Below are 14662 nucleotides of genomic sequence, written 5' to 3'. Positions count from 1 at the left end.
GTTAATACGCTCTTCTTGATGGCAACCGCCACTCAATTGGGGATAAGTGGGTCTCGAGATGAAACGCAGGAAGAATTCTTTGCTACAGGAAAACCAACCGGTAATCCGGCGAGAAATCAGCTCCAATGCGACCGGTCTCCCGCATTCTGCGGGTACCCCCACAAGCGAGCCGGCGACGCGCGGTCGCGTGCCTTCTGAGACCAGGGCACACCCCGTTTCGTCGCCGGCTTTTTTTCACACTGGAGACAACAGGCACCGGGAGGTCGACTGACCATGGCACCGAACACGAAGGTAAAGACCCTCAAGAAGGAGCTCAACGGAAGCTCTCAGTCCGTGCACGCGCCGGCACCGGCGTGGCCGGAGGGCCGCTCAACGCAGACCACAACCACGCAAGACCAGACATTCACGTTCGACGTGGCGATCGTAGGCATGGGCTATGTTGGCCTGCCTACGGCCTTGGCTATCAACGCCTCCGGCCGCCGTGTTTTGGGCCTGGATGTCTCAGACGCCCGGCTGGCCGTGATCCGCGAGCAACGGGCAGATCTTCTGGATTCCGACAAGGAACGGCTCAGCAACGCACTGCTTGACCCGACGTTCATGTTGAGCAGCGACTTGTCATTGCTTGCCCATGCGGCGGCAGTAGTTGTTTGTGTTCCTACCCCGGTTGACGAGTATTTGGTCCCGGACCTCGGTATTCTTCGGGCGGCCTGTGCCTCCGTAGTCGACTTTGCCACCACTGGCCAACTGTTGATGCTGACCTCGACGACGTATGTGGGATCCACGCGTGACCTTCTGGCTTTGCCGTTGGCAGCTAAGGGGCTTATCCCGGGCAGGGACGTGTTCGTTGCATTCTCGCCGGAACGCATCAATCCCGGGGTGGACTCGTTCTCGCACGAAGACGTGCCCCGGGTAGTTGGCGGCGTGACCCCGGCCTGCGGTGAAGCTGCGGAGCGGCTTCTGAGCGCCAGCACCAAGCTGGTTCACGTCGTTCCGTCCGCGGACGTCGCCGAAATGACCAAGCTCGTGGAAAACACCTTCCGGGCCGTCAATATCGCCTTGGCGAACGAATTCGCTGATATCTGCCATGAACTCAACATGGAGGTCATGGATGTCATCGATGCGGCTTCTACCAAGCCCTACGGATTCATGCCGTTCACCCCTGGTCCTGGCGTCGGCGGACATTGCATCCCGTGCGACCCCCACTATTTGCTGTGGCAATTGCGCAAAGCCCGTTTGACGGCACCAGTGATTGAGCAGGCGATGGCAGGCATTGCGGGCAGGCCGCACCAGGTGGTGGAAAAGGCCCGCCGTATCCTGTCGGACCGCAACCACGGTGTTTCCGGCGCCCGCGTGATGGTGCTTGGGGTTGCCTACAAGCCCGATGTCGAAGATCTTCGGGAGTCCCCGGCGTTGGAGATCATCGCGGCCTTGATCGCCGACGGAGCGGAAGTCGCGTACTCCGATCCCTGGTGCCAGACGGCGCCCGACGGCCATGGCAGCACACTCCATTCCGAGCTGTCGCCTGCTGATTGGGGTGCGGATCTGGTGATCCTGCACACGAGGCACAGCGAGGTGGACCTTGACTGGCTGGCCGGAGCACCGGCAGTCCTGGACACAACGTACCGCTTGCCCAAGGCCGACAACGTAACCCGGCTCTAAATCCAGCAGGTTTTCGACGGAAGCAGGAGTAATGAAAACAGCAATCACCGGCGGTGCCGGATTCATAGGCAGCCACCTCGTTGAGCATTTGTTGGCGGCCGGCGACGAAGTCGCGGTCTTGGACAACTTGTCGACAGGGCGCCTGGAGAATCTCAAGGGCGTGATCGGCCACAGGAACTTCCACTTCGTGGAGGGCACCATTCTCGATCGGGACGCAGTGGACAAAGTTGTGGCAGGTGCAGACCGGGTCTTCCACCTTGCGGCCGCCGTTGGCGTGAACCTGATTGTCGACCACCCTTTGGAGAGCCTCCGCACGAATATCCATGGCACCGAGGTGGTCCTGGACTCGGTCCTGGAGTCGCGTGCCTCTCTGTTGCTGGCATCGACGAGCGAGATCTACGGCAAGAACACTTCGGACAGCCTTTCGGAGGAGGCGGACCGCATCCTGGGGTCGGCGCTCAAGTCCAGGTGGACCTACGCTGCGGCCAAGGGCATCGACGAGGCCTTTGCGCATGCATACTGGCGCCAATTCGGCTTGCCGGTTGCTATTGTGCGGCTCTTCAATACGGTAGGACCTCGTCAGACAGGTCGCTATGGAATGGTTGTTCCGCGGCTTGTGCGCCAGGCGCTCATCGGTGAGCCTCTGACGGTGTATGGAGACGGCAACCAGACCAGGTGCTTCTCCTACGTGGGTGACATCGTTCCCGCCATCACCCGTATTTCCGAGGAACCGCTTGCTTACGGGAACGCGTTCAACCTCGGCGGCAGCCACGAGATTTCCATCCTGACCCTGGCCCGACGGATCGTTGAACTCCTGGGGAGCGAAAGTCCCATCACCTTGGTTCCCTATGAGCAGGCTTACTCGGAGGGGTACGAGGACATGCGCCGGCGGGTCCCGGACAACAGCAAGTCTTTCGAGCTTGTTGGCTTCGACCCGAAGACCACCCTGGATGAAATCATCCTCAACGTCGCCGCCGACTATAAGCCGGCAAAAGTGCTGGATCCCTCGGGTTGGAAGGTCACCCTGGCTTCCTGATGCGCGACAAAAGGTGCCGCGTCGGCTGGGGCGGCGTCGTTCAACTGAACAAGTACCTTGGAAGGAAAGGTTGAGCTCAATGCAACATTTACAGGGAAAGGTCATGGTCTCGGCTCGACCTCGTCACAAGGCTGAACGGTTGCGGCCGCCGGGCACATCGCGTTGGCTCGCAGGTGTTGTGAGCGTGCTGATGTCCACTTCTGTCTTCGGAATAGTGGCACCGGCCGCCCACGCGGCCCCGAACACCATCATTACCCTGACGTTTGACGACGCCAACGCAGATCAAGTCGCTGCCGCAGGAATCCTCAAAACCAATGGGCTTAAGGGCACGTTCTTTACGCCGTCTGGCTTCCTCAACGCCCCGAACTACATGACAACCCAACAAGCGTTGGCACTGCAGGCGGATGGGAACGAAATCGGCGGCCACACGGTGACCCACCCGGACTTGGCCCAAATGGGCCCGGACGAGGTCAAACGCCAGATCTGCAATGACCGGGTCAACCTTTACAATATGGGCTTCCACAACGTCACGAGCTTCGCGTACCCGTTCGCGTCCCTAACCCCTGCCGTGGAAACAACGGTGGCGGATTGCGGATACAACAGTGCCCGGGGGCTCGGCGACCTGGAAAGCAAGGTGCCCGGAAGCGCCGGGCTTGGCTTTGCCGAAACACTTCCCCCGGCTGACCCTTACAGCACGAAGGCTCCGGACGAGGTGGACAACACCTGGACCCTGACTGACCTGCAGAACCTGGTCACCAAGGCTGAACCGGGCGGCGGCTGGGTGCAAGTAACCTTCCACCACATCGGCACCGGCGTCGATCCGGGTTCAGGCATTGCCGACCCACTGACCGTGTCCACTGCCCTCTTCACGCAATATGTACAGTTCCTGGCGGCGGAGAAGGCAGCTGGCCGGATCGCCGTCCAAACCGTCCAGCAAACCCTTGGCGGGGCAACCAAACCGCTTGTCCCCGGGCCGGCGGCACCGCCCGCGGTCACTGCGGGGAACCTGATCAAGAACGCCAGCATGGAGACCGCCGGACCGGTAGCCTCGGGGCTGCCACAGTGCTGGGCACAGGGCAACTACGGCAGCCACACGGCGACCTTCACCACGGTAACCCCTGGCCACGGGGGTACGGCGGGGACCCACGCCGAGCAGCTCGTGATGTCCGCCTATGTCAGCGGGGACGCCAAGCTCTTGCCGACCCTCGACCTAGGAGAGTGCGCGCCAAGTGCAACCCCTGGCCACACCTATGACATGAAGGCTTGGTACACGTCCACTGCAACGACGCAATTCGAACTGTATTACCGCACGGGATTGGGCACGTGGCAATACTGGACCGCTAGTCCGTATTTCGCAGCGTCAACCGCATGGAGCCACGCTACGTGGACTTCACCGGCGCTTCCGGCGGGTGCTTCGGCCATCAGCATGGGCCTGAACCTGCTCGGCAATGGCACCCTGACCACGGACGATTTTGAACTCTACGACACATCAGGCATCAGGCATTTCACGGATGTCACTCCCACCACGGCGTTCTACAACGAGATCAGCTGGCTATCTAACAACCTGATCACGCAAGGCTGGCCTGACGGCACCTTCCGTCCTCTCACATCCATTACTCGCGAGGCCATGGCGGCCTTCCTCTACCGGTTCTCAGGAAGCCCTGCGGTTCCCGCGAATGCACGGACGTTCTCCGATGTGCCGGCCGGCGCACCGTTCTACAACGAGATCCGCTGGTTGGCTTCCGCCGGCATCACCACGGGCTACCCGGACGGAACCTTCCATCCCTGGGAAGCTGTAAGCCGCGAGGCGATGGCAGCCTTCCTCTACCGTCTCAGGGGTAAGCCTGCCGTGCCGGCGAACGCACCGACGTTCCCAGATGTGCCGGTTGGCGCACCGTTCTACAACGAGATCCGCTGGTTGGCGGCCACAGGCATCACCACCGGTTACGCGGACGGAACGTACAAGCCAGCCCTCGCCATCAACCGTGACGCCGTGGCTGCGTTCCTGTACCGCTACAACATCGATTTTCCTAAGGGCTGACGGCGGTAGCAGTCCATAGGGAAGTGTGGGCGGCCGGTCTCCGAAGGCTATCCGGAGATTGACCGCCCACGGCCACGTACACTGCGAGAAATAACGAAGCCAGGTCTCAAGGGAGTGAATGGTGAACACCGCGAGGTCCACGGCGATGCGTCGAAAACGCGCATTTGTGGCCACTGCATTTTGCATGGCCCTGCTAACGGCAGCTTGCACCGGGCCGGCACCGGGGCCAGGACCGAGTCAGTCATCGACGGCTGGCCGATATCCTTGGCACACGGGGATCGTGGCCACGACTTTTTGGGTTGGGGAGATCTTCGACCCCAAGGCGGCAGATGGCAGCCAGGTGGTGTCCACCTACGATTCCCAGTGGATGCAGAGCTACGGAGGCTGTGACGGTGTCATCAAGAACGGTTGTACCACCGAGGCGAGAACGCAGGCCAAGGGATTTGCGCCTAGCAGTATGACTCCGAAGCAAAACCCCTTTTACCTGGATCTTCCCTATGACGACGTCAACGATGCCACAGCTTTTGCCGAACGAGCCAAGGTGATTCCCTGGGCCAACGACCCTGGCTTTGCAGGTAAAGAACAGGACCGTTCCTTCAGCTACATGAAGAACCAATGGGTCAGGATTCGCAAGGACGGCCATGAATGCTATGGACAGATCGAAGACGCCGGTCCCGGCCAGTACCACGACAAGGAGTACGTTTTTGGCTCCAACGATGCCCGGCCCGTCAACAAGAACTTCAACGGTGCAGGTATGGACGTCTCGCCGGCGCTCAACGGGTGCCTCGGCTTTTCAGAGCTCGACGGCGAGTCGGACAAAGTCGACTGGCAGTTCGTGCCGCGGGATCAAGTTCCTGCGGGGCCGTGGCTGGACATCGTCACGGTCAGCCAAGTGAAGTAGGCCCAGTGATTCTTAATCCGACGAATAATCGCTCGAAAACTGGAGGTATCCATGGAATGGCTCAAGAGGTTGTTTCGGCGCGGTAACGGCCGGCATCTTGCCCGCCCGGCCGAAGCTAAAGGACGGGCCTGAACGGAACATCCCGGCCATGCGTGAACCTTTGTTGAGGGGCTGGGTCAGTGCAGTTTGCCTTTGAGTCCTGCGCCCAACAAATCAGAGAAGCGTTGGTTTCCTTGGTTGATGCCGCTGCAAATGTGGCTGGCCGGCCCTTCCGCGGCGTCTTGTGGGCAGGACGTGTCCCGGTTCAGGGACCACATGGACACCCGTGCTACTCCCTTGCTGAGGCCAAAAGCGTTCAACCCGCGCGCTGCATCCAATTCAAACACTTCGCCCGGGAGGTCGTTCCGGCCGATCATGGGGGTCAACCCCATCTTCCTCCAGATCTGATCGCTGTTGAGTGTCATTCCTGCACGCTGGTAGATGATGCTGAGCTGCTCGTGGGTGGCCTGGGCCGCTGAGGTGCTGGCATCGAGCATGCTCTGCGACGCACTCCGGCTTGAGCCGTAGTTCATCGTCATGATGTTGACGCCAGCCAGCTGGACGCCGGCGGCGAGCATTTGATCGACGGCGGACGTTCCGGCGTCGGTCAATCCTTGGGGCGTGACGGGGAGAGTCAGCCAGACAGAGAGAGCGTGTCCCTCTTTGCTTCGCTCCTTCTGAAGCGCGGCGACAACTGCGGCGCGGCGCTGCCAGGCGGCGCCATCGGCCAGATTGTTGCCTTCGATATCAAAGTCGATGGTCGCCGGATTGTAGCGTTCCAGGACGGCCCGATAGGCCCCTTCCAGGTCTGCGACGTTCTGGCAGGAGCTGGCGAGCTCACTGTTCACCGAACCACCGAAGGACACAGCGATCGCGCCGCCGTTTGACCGTAGCTTGGCGATGCGTTCCTCGAGCTTGAGCGAAGTCTTCGCGGCGTCGAGGCTGTAGGTGCTGCCCCAGCTGGGTGTGCAGGCTTGACCAGCGTCTGCCACCACGAACGCCAGCATGACATTCTTGGTCGCCTCGCTCTGGGGTGTATCGAAGGGGTACTGCGGGACCACCGTGACATCAACATAGCCGGAAAACCATGGCTGCTGGAACGCGCCGTTTGCGTCGGTGGCGACGCGCCACACGAAAAAGCCCCCTACCCCTGCTACCACCAAGGCTGCGGCAATGTAGGCACGGGCAACGGTTGACAGCCGGCGGCGTCTGCGGGGTTGGTCCGACGAGCCACGGGCGTCCCGTGCGTTGCCTGCCTCAGCCGCAACGGGAATGCCGCTTCCCGGTTTCTTGGACACTCTCTTCCGCCATCCTTTGATACCCGCTCAGAAATCCCGACTGCCTTGATGCACCATTTGACCACGAACAGATCGGATTCGCCCGTGCTTTCGTCCTGGCGTTTGCTCCGGCCGATTCGGTACGTGGCGCACGAGTAGTCGCGTTGTTCGGAGCCCAAAGGTTGAGTGTAAAGACGGGTAGAGCCTACTCGTGTCCGTGGTCTTCCGACTCCCTAGGCTGAACGTGTCAGTTGGTTGAGGGCAACGGGGGAAGACAGGTCTCACAATGGAAAAGGACGCTCTGGTCCGAGCGGCATCAGAACCCAGCGGAATCATCCGAGAAAGCGTGTGGCTCGGGTTCGAGCCCGTTCTGGGGAGTTCCGGCATGTTCGCTCCCAATGACCCATCGCCAATTGACAGTGCTGCCCCGTGGCAGCACGCCCTCATAGAGGGGGCCCCTGAACGGGGGCCGGTGGTGAATAAGCCTTTGAGACCGAGGCTTCCCCCAGTCGCCACCGGCCCCTTCAGGAACCTGCGCACTGAGGCTCGGCGATGAGCTCCGGGAAGAAGGACTTCGCGTCCGGCCCGGTCCACACGTCCAGGAAACGGGCAGGCCTGTGGGCCGCCTCTTGGGTCTCGGTGTTGCTCCTGTTGACGGGCGCAACGTCGCTGCTCAACGGAAACCAGACTCCGGCCGGCTCCCAGCCTGCCGCCACGGCTTCTGCCGCCCCGCTGTCTTCTGTCAGCCTGACGTTTGATTCAGGCCGGTCAAGCCAGATGGAGGCGGCCCGGATCCTGAAGGACCATGGACTTCGGGGCACCTTCTTCATCGACTCAGGATTTGTCGGCGCACCCGATTACATGACAGTGGAGAATCTCCACAGTTTGGCGACTGGCCAAAATGAAATCGGAGGCCATACAGTCACCCTTGCCGATGTGACCGCGGTGGAACCAGATGAAGCTTCACGCCAGATATGCAACGATCGGGCGAACCTCACGGACTGGGGCTTTAAGGTCACCTCCTTTGCGTATCCGTTTGCGGCTTCAACGGCGAAGTCGGAGGAGCTCGTTGCTGGGTGCGGCTACAACAGTGCCCGGGGTCTCGGCGAGATACACAGCCCCTTGGACTGCGCCACCTGCGCCCAGGCAGAAACGGTCCGCCCCGCCAACTTGTTCCGGACGAGGGCAACGTCCGAGGTGGGCAGCGGCTGGACGTTGGCCAACCTCCAGGCAACGGTTGTGCAAGCTGAACAGGCGGGGGGATGGTTGCAGCTGACTTTCTACGACATCGACAACAACGGCAGTCCTCGCTCCGTCAGTCCCGCGTTGTTCGAACAGTTCGCCACCTGGCTGGCAGCGAGGACCCAACAAGGGACCATGGCTGTACGCACGGTTCATGACGTGATCGGCGGAGTGGCGAAACCGGTGGTGAACGGGCCGGTGGCGGCGCCGGCTGCACAGGGCAAGAACACGCTTCGCAACCCGGGGCTGGAAATCGCTGGAAAGTACGGTTTGCCGCAATGCTGGCAGGTTTCGTCCTACGGCAAGAATGTGGTGGTGCTGAGCACCTTGAACCCGGGACACAGCGGTGCGATAGCGCGTCGGCTGGACGTGACCGAATACTCGTCCGGCGACGCCAAATTGCTTCCCGTCCTCGATCTAGGGGCATGCGCGCCGAGTGTCACCGCGGGCCACAGCTATTCACTCCGTGCGTGGTATCAGTCCACTGCGAAGACGCAATTTGAACTGTATTACCGTAACAAGCTGGGCACGTGGACCTACTGGACAGCCAGCCCTTGGTTTGCGCCAAACACCAGCTACGAACAGGCAATCTGGGAAACGCCGCCCGTTCCGTCCGGAGCGGAAGCCATCAGCTTTGGACTCAACCTCTTCAGCGATGGCCAGCTTGCTACCGACGATTACGAAATGTACGACACAGTTGGAGCTCCGTCGCCGTGATAGTTCTTTCAATCGTTTTGGTTCTGGGGATCAGCACGATTTTCTGGTCCGTTGCCGGGCTCTTCCGCTTGGCGAGTGAGCAGTCGTGGCGGGCCCAGGTATGGTCCAACCGGATCCGTGGGTGGATTTCGTTGCTGTGGGGCGGGGGGACGCCGGCCCCGCAGCGCCAACGGGCCCGTCACCGTTCACAGGGAGTCCGAATCTACCCGTCGAATGTCGCAGTCCTCATAGCCGCCCACAATGAGGCGCTCGTCATCAAAGAGACAATCCTTGCCGCGTCCGCGTTGGTTCCCCGGCGCAACATCCACATCGTCTCGGACATGTCCACAGACGACACCGCAGCTATTGCGCGGGCCGCAGGAGTCAAGGTCCTCGAGCTTGAACCGAATCGGGGCAAGGCAGGCGCGCTCGCAGCGGGGATCGCCCATTTTAATCTGTGCAAGCGGTTCAAAGTGGTCATGCTTCTGGACGCGGACACCCGCCCAACCCCGGATTACCTCGAAACGGGACTGCCGCTGTTTGCCGATCCCACGGTGGTCGCCGTCGCGGGACGCGCCAAGTCAATCATGAGTCCGCCATCTCCGACGGCGATTGGCCGCTTCCTGGTGGCGTACCGGGAGCGCTTGTACATCGTGGTCCAACTGCTGCTCAAATACGGCCAAGCAGCTCGAGGCGCCAATGTTGTTTCGATCGTTCCGGGATTCGCCAGCATGTACCGGACCAGCGCGCTCGCCGAGATAGAGGTCCTGGCGCCGGGACTGGTGATCGAAGACTTCAACATGACGTTTGAGATCCATGCGAAGAAACTGGGACGGATTGCATTCCATCCGTCCGCCGCCGTTGCGTACACACAGGATCCAGACAATCTCAAGGACTACGTCAAACAAGTGCGGCGGTGGATCCTTGGCTTCTGGCAGACGGTCAGACGGCACGGACTGCAATTCGGCAGGTTCTGGTTCGTCCTGGGGCTATACATCGTTGAGCTCGTCGCCAGCTGCATCTTCTTCGTGCTCCTGGTGCCAGCCTTCCTGCTATCGTCCATAGCTGCCGTTGAAGTATGGATCTTTGGCAATCGATCGGAAGTTTTTGTGTTCCTCTCCGGTGTCCTGCGGCCTCAGGACGTTCTCATCGGGGTTTTCCTGCCGGATTTCTTACTGACAATCCTTGCCGCCGTTTCGATGCGCAGTCCGCGCCTCCTGCTGATGGCTCCCTTGTTTCCGTTGATGCGGATCCTGGATGCAATCATTTGCCTCCAGGTGTTGCCCAGGGCGTACTCGGCGATTTCGTCCGGAGTTTGGGTCAGCCCGGTCCGAAGGATTCAACGCCAGTCCCAGGAAATGGGTGTCGCCGGATCGCCGGCGGCACGGGTCGGCTAGGACAACGGACAGCCGAGGTGACAGGTCCCGGACACGCGAACGCCCGTGCCACGCAGCCATGACGGCTGGGACACGGGCGTCCGCCCGGTTCCAGGGGATCGGATCTCTTCGCTGACCAAAGGACAGCTGACCGAGAGGCCCTGGAAACGCGTGTGGGCCCTTGCGAGGCGAAGGTGGCGGTGGGGATTAGTTGGTGACTCCCGCAGTGGTGACAACAGTCAGCCACGGGCCGGCGGGCACGCTGGCGCGGTCCACGAAACGCCAGGAAACATGGTCGTTGTCCCCGTCCAACTCTGCGAAGCCGAGGCAGCCGTTCAGTGCCGGGGACACGTCCATGCCGGCGCCTTGGCTTGGGTCGCCGGAGAACTGCTTGTTGGCGGGACGGGCGTTGTTCGCGCCGAACACGTAGGCGGAGTCATGGTAGAGGGAACCGCTGGAGGGGCCCGCATCTTCAACTTGTCCGTAGCAGACGCTGCCATTGGGGCCGGTGATCTGGACCCAGGCGTTCTTCATGTAGCTGTAGTTCGAGTCCGCGCAGTGGTTGACGCCGGTTGCGGCGTTGTCTGCGGCAGCCCACGGAATCACCTTGCAGCGCTCAGCGAAGGCCACGCTGTCGTTGACGTCGTCGTAAGGCAGGTCCAGGTAGAACGGGTTCTGCAAAGGCTTGGGCTGGTGCAACGGGAAGTATCCATTGCTGGCCACGCGCTTTTCAGTGACGCACTTGAAACTCGTGCCTGTGCCGGAGCTGACACCGTCGCAACCGCCGTAGGGGCTGCCGGGGCAGCCGCTCGCGCTCATGGGGGTGGTTCCGAGGTTGACGCCGGTGTGCTGGAGGGCCCACTGGCCGTTGAACGTGGAGCAGACCTGGGAGCCATCCGAGAGGCTCGCGTTGAAGATTTCGCCAACCCAGAAGCTGGTGCTCACGATGTTGGTGTGCAGCGGGTAGGTACCGCCCGTCGCTGGGAGGGGGGCAGGCGTCGCAACGGGTGCACTGGCGGCCGTTGCTGCCGAAGACGGCGTGGCCGCGGCGGGCTGGCTCGACGGCGTCGCGGCCGGAACATTGCTCGGCGTCGGCGTCGGTGTCGGAGTCGATGTTCGCTTGGGGGTGGAGGAAGCGGAAGGCGTCTTGGACGCGCGGTCGCCGCTCCAGGAAGAGGTGTTGTGTGAGGATTGGACGGCTGAAATGGTTGCCAGGCCGCCGAAGGCCAGGAGCAACACGGCGATGAGTGCTGTGAACAGGTGTTTCATATTTTGGGTGACATATCTGTTGGGGACATGGACATATGAGACCGAGGCAATCGGGTAAGGCGATCTGCAGGCAAAAAGGCTGCAGGGTCGTACACGGCCAAGGGGTGTGCCACGACAGAGCTGTTTCGAAATAGGCTGCGCTCCGACTCCCCAGAAGTAGCCAGCCTGAACTTGCTCTTGCGAGACCAGCTTACACAGTCAGATCACAGGACGGTAACAGCGGCCACACATTTGGTCAGGAGTCGAGGACGGAACTCCCTCCAAAGGCCGCGTGGAAGCTCGAGGATTTCGTGCAAGTAGCCCTGGAAAACCAAGTAGTTACCACTCAATCCAGGACAGAAACCCGCGGGTAACGTTTGGAAATGACACCGGTCCGTGCCGCGGCCGTCAGGAACACGTGTCCGGCGGCCCAAAGATGAGACAGGACCATGGACGATACTGAAGGGACCCAGACCTCGCCCCCGATCATTCGGGCAGCAGAGCTTCAAGAGATTGTTATTGCCCTGTCAGGGCCGGAGCCAGCCGGGATAGTCATCTCAGGCCCGAGCGGTTCGGGAATGACTACTCTCTTGGACGCCGCGGCTTCAGTGCTGCGCGGGTCGTTCAGCGTGATTGCCCACAACGTCTCCGAGTCATTCGCGGATATCCCGTTTGGAATCGCCATGGCACTTGTTCCCGAGCTGCCGGCCCGCTCCAAAGTGTGGCCCGGTTCCATTGTGGCGGCTTGCCGCAAGGCAGTGCGCGCTGCTTCGGCAGCTGGATCCCCGGCCTTGCTCGTCCTGGACAACATCGATTTCCTGGACGACATGTCCCTTTGGCTCTTAAGCCAGCTCCTTGTTGAACCGGACATCCGCATGATTGCCACCCACCGCTCAGACCGGCCGTTGAGGATGGAATTGATGGAGTCCGTCGTTTCACGCCAGCTTTCGGTGGTGACCCTCGACGACCTCACGCCGGAGCAGCTTCGCGAATTCCTCGATGACCGTCTCGGCGGGCACGCCGCGCGCAGCCTGGTCCGGGACATCCATGCCCTCACCGGGGGGAACTTGCAGACCGCGAAGTTGCTGTTGGACGAAGCCGCAGCGCGCGGAGAGATCGTGGAACAGGCTGATTCCTGGATGCTGTCCGGACCGATCCGACTGGACGGTTCGCAAGCCCTCGAATTGACCCGGCACCGGCTTGAGGGTTACTCCGTGCCGCAGCGTCAGGTGGTGGACCTCCTGGCAGCGGGGGAGCCGATACCAATGGCCATCCTTGAACAGCTTGTCCAAAAGCGGGCTATCGAAGCGCTCCGGGGCGACGGAACCATCCGTGTCCAGAAGGACACCCGGGAGACGGCTTCCCTCAGTCACGGCATCGAAGGGAGGCTTGCCCGGCAGCAGCTGGGACCTGCCCGGATCCTGGCGCTTCGGCGAAGCATCTACGAGATCTCCGCCCCGGCTGCTGATGACTCGCTCTGGACGCTGTTCCGTCGGGTGGACTTCGAACAGGAAAGCGGTTTGCCGGTGCCAGACGCTGATCTGCTGGCCGTGGCCATTGCGGCGAACGACATTCACGATAACCGGCGGGCCCGGCGGTCCGCGGATGCGGTGCGAGCGCCGGAACTCGGACTGGTTGCCGGGCTGGAGCTGGCAAGGGCCCTCTATCAAACAAGGGATTTCCCCGGGGCTGTCACAGTCCTGAAGGGTCTGGTTGCAAATACCCCTGACGTCTTGACAATGGACTTCGCCCAGGCCGTGTGGCTGCTGTTGCATGCCCTTTTGCCGACTTCGCCGGGGGCAAAGGTGCTGCAGGCGGTCCTACAGGACGCCCGACGGCGGTTGGAGGCTGCCGCCGCAGCAGTCCAGCCGGACGAGCCGGCCTATCTTGACCAGGCGGCCGTCCGGGACGAACTGGATGTCCTCCAGCTGTACCTCGATGCGCAGAACGGTAGCTGGCCTTCAGCCAGTGGTGAGCTGTTCCAAAGGCTTTGCCGCAGCCAATTGCTCGACCCTGGGCTGCGTTCCGAGCACCAGCCGCCGCCGCCTACCCAGGCCGCCGTGCTTTTGATGGCGCTCGTCTCCCAAGGGCTGGCTGTCAGCGGGCGGTTCTCGGACGCCGTCGCACTCTCGACGTCGGCCCTCGAAAGTTTGGGGAGGCTGCCACGGTGCCCGGTGGACTTCCTGTCCGCTGTGCTGACCATCCACGGATCGAATTTGATCTGGCGCGGACAATGGGGTGGTGCCGAAATGTTCTGCGCCGGCAGTTCCAGCTACAGCAACCGGATGAGCTATTTCGGTGGGGCGGCCCACCTCTACAGGGCACTTGTGTTTGCCAGGCAGGGGAGCCTGGAATTGGCTTGTGAACAGTTCCGCCAGGCCAAGGCCCGGTTGGACGAAGCCGATCCCGACGGGCTTCTGCCACCGGCCCTCGGGGGACTTGCCGCCGCCGCGTGGTTGCTGGGCGATGTCAACCAAGTACGTCGCGCACTGGCGGCCTACGATTCGCGCCGAAGTTCAGGAAACTATCTTGCGTCGCAGCTCGCCGAAAGCTATTCATCCGCGGCACGGTCAGTGCTGGTTGGTGCGGAACATTCACACAGGAAGCTCTTGCAACTTGCGGGTTCGGCTGCCAAGAAGGGACACCGGGCCCTCGAAATGCTGAACCTGGGCCTGGCCGCACGTACCGGCAGCCGTGGCTACCGGCAGGTGGGGCCAGGGGTGTCCGAAGTTGTGTGGAGCGTCGAGTCCGGAGTGCCGTCGGGACAGGAAGCAGGACAAGAAATGGGACAAAGACCAGGGCTGGGAACACAAGAAGCAATCACGGGTGAGCCCCAACAAGACCGGGCTTCCGACCACGAGGAGGTGTTTGCCTATGACGAACCCGACGCGGAGGGCCCGGAGGCCGGGTCCTCCATCCTTCCCGGCGTCGTCAAGCTTTCCCAGCGTGAACGCGAAGTGACTGCCTTGGTGGCCTCCGGGCTGAGCAGCGCGGAAGTAGCCGCTCGATTGGGTATCGCAGTGAACACTGTCAACGCGCACCTTCAGCGGGTTTACGGGAAGCTCGGAGTTTCGCGGCGGCAGAAGCTCTCTGAACTCTGGGACGAGTTGGCGAAGCCGGAGGAGTAAGCTGCGCAGCTCCGCGGAT

General features: G+C 61.7%; 9 protein-coding genes. 7 read left to right on the top strand and 2 right to left on the bottom strand.

The features are described from left to right. Nucleotides 1–273: 273 nt before the first annotated feature. The 4 genes from HNP00_RS04365 (at nt 274) to HNP00_RS04350 (ending at nt 5637) form a co-directional block, all read left to right on the top strand. On the top strand, nt 274–1659 hold the full coding sequence (locus tag HNP00_RS04365) for a nucleotide sugar dehydrogenase (RefSeq protein WP_184736312.1): 1386 nt from the start codon (nt 274–276) through the stop codon (nt 1657–1659). A 31-nt stretch (nt 1660–1690) separates the two neighbouring features. Next, nucleotides 1691–2695 carry a dTDP-glucose 4,6-dehydratase gene (locus HNP00_RS04360; protein ID WP_184736309.1) on the top strand — a complete coding sequence of 335 codons (1005 nt, stop codon included), beginning with the start codon at nt 1691–1693 and terminating at the stop codon, nt 2693–2695. 190 nt (nt 2696–2885) lie between these two features. After that, nucleotides 2886–4736 (top strand): S-layer homology domain-containing protein, encoded by a 1851-nt coding sequence (locus tag HNP00_RS04355; RefSeq protein ID WP_260404755.1) that lies wholly within the window; start codon nt 2886–2888, stop codon nt 4734–4736. A 280-nt stretch (nt 4737–5016) separates the two neighbouring features. Beyond that, nucleotides 5017–5637 carry a hypothetical protein gene (locus tag HNP00_RS04350; RefSeq protein WP_260404754.1) on the top strand — a complete coding sequence of 207 codons (621 nt, stop codon included), beginning with the start codon at nt 5017–5019 and terminating at the stop codon, nt 5635–5637. Nucleotides 5638–5813: 176 nt separating this feature from the next. On the opposite strand, the gene HNP00_RS04345 is transcribed toward HNP00_RS04350, so the two are convergent. Continuing rightward, a complete protein-coding gene (locus HNP00_RS04345; RefSeq protein WP_311770494.1) occupies nt 5814–6974 on the bottom strand; it encodes a chitinase in 1161 nt (386 codons plus the stop codon). Between the two features lie 531 nt (nt 6975–7505). Between HNP00_RS04345 and HNP00_RS04340 the strand changes: the two genes are divergently transcribed. Both HNP00_RS04340 and HNP00_RS04335 read left to right on the top strand, forming a co-directional pair. Next, nucleotides 7506–8912, top strand: coding sequence for a polysaccharide deacetylase family protein (locus HNP00_RS04340; RefSeq protein WP_184736305.1), 1407 nt, complete (start codon nt 7506–7508; stop codon nt 8910–8912). Further along, nucleotides 8909–10288 (top strand): glycosyltransferase family 2 protein, encoded by a 1380-nt coding sequence (locus HNP00_RS04335; protein WP_184736302.1) that lies wholly within the window; start codon nt 8909–8911, stop codon nt 10286–10288. The genes HNP00_RS04340 and HNP00_RS04335 overlap by 4 nt, the downstream gene beginning before the upstream one ends. A 186-nt stretch (nt 10289–10474) precedes the next feature. Here the strand turns inward: HNP00_RS04335 and HNP00_RS04330 are convergent, their stop codons facing one another. Continuing rightward, nucleotides 10475–11536 carry a hypothetical protein gene (locus tag HNP00_RS04330; protein ID WP_184736300.1) on the bottom strand — a complete coding sequence of 354 codons (1062 nt, stop codon included), beginning with the start codon at nt 11534–11536 and terminating at the stop codon, nt 10475–10477. 428 nt (nt 11537–11964) lie between these two features. Here HNP00_RS04330 and HNP00_RS04325 point away from each other — a divergent pair, with 428 nt between their 5' ends. After that, nucleotides 11965–14643, top strand: a complete 2679-nt coding sequence (locus tag HNP00_RS04325) for a LuxR C-terminal-related transcriptional regulator (protein ID WP_184736298.1) — start codon at nt 11965–11967, stop codon at nt 14641–14643. The last annotated feature ends 19 nt before the right edge of the window (nt 14644–14662 follow it).

Source organism: Arthrobacter sp. AZCC_0090 (assembly GCF_014207375.1).
Lineage (GTDB): Bacteria > Actinomycetota > Actinomycetes > Actinomycetales > Micrococcaceae > Arthrobacter.
This window is presented reverse-complemented; position numbering and strand designations above follow the sequence as displayed.

What these genes read in the sequence shown, in the direction of transcription:
- HNP00_RS04365 (WP_184736312.1), top strand. Translation starts at nt 274, where the DNA reads ATGGCACCGAACACGAAGGTAAAGACCCTCAAGAAGGAGCTCAACGGA.
- HNP00_RS04360 (WP_184736309.1), top strand. Translation starts at nt 1,691, where the DNA reads ATGAAAACAGCAATCACCGGCGGTGCCGGATTCATAGGCAGCCACCTC.
- HNP00_RS04355 (WP_260404755.1), top strand. Translation starts at nt 2,886, where the DNA reads ATGTCCACTTCTGTCTTCGGAATAGTGGCACCGGCCGCCCACGCGGCC.
- HNP00_RS04340 (WP_184736305.1), top strand. Translation starts at nt 7,506, where the DNA reads ATGAGCTCCGGGAAGAAGGACTTCGCGTCCGGCCCGGTCCACACGTCC.
- HNP00_RS04330 (WP_184736300.1), bottom strand. Translation starts at nt 11,536, where the DNA reads ATGAAACACCTGTTCACAGCACTCATCGCCGTGTTGCTCCTGGCCTTC.
- HNP00_RS04325 (WP_184736298.1), top strand. Translation starts at nt 11,965, where the DNA reads ATGGACGATACTGAAGGGACCCAGACCTCGCCCCCGATCATTCGGGCA.